Origin of the sequence: Vibrio sp. HI00D65, assembly GCF_001635455.1 — a bacterium.
In the GTDB taxonomy this organism is placed as follows: domain Bacteria; phylum Pseudomonadota; class Gammaproteobacteria; order Enterobacterales; family Vibrionaceae; genus Vibrio.
This window is the reverse complement of sequence record NZ_LWEH01000211.1, coordinates 1-206: the sequence shown is the minus strand read 5'-3', so window position 1 is coordinate 206 and position 206 is coordinate 1. Positions and strand designations below refer to the sequence as shown.

1 pseudogene is annotated in these 206 nt (G+C 43.7%); it reads right to left on the bottom strand.

Features of this window, described 5'->3' with window-relative positions:
* A pseudogene (locus A3712_RS26855) lies at positions 1-206 on the bottom strand (LysR family transcriptional regulator); the annotation flags it as partial.

Here is a 206-nt window from a genome sequence, read left to right as displayed (position 1 = left end):
CTGATTTCGGTATCTCATTAATATTGATGTTCGCGAGCTCGTTATCACCACACAAGTCAAAATACAAAGAGAGGTAATGCGCAGAATCTGGGTGAGCTATCAGCCCAATTTCGTGCAGCGTTTTCGGTGTTATTTCAAGATCGGCATGTCGATGATGGACGATAAGGCACAAGGCTTCTTTGCCGATAACTTGGCTTTGGTAGTAA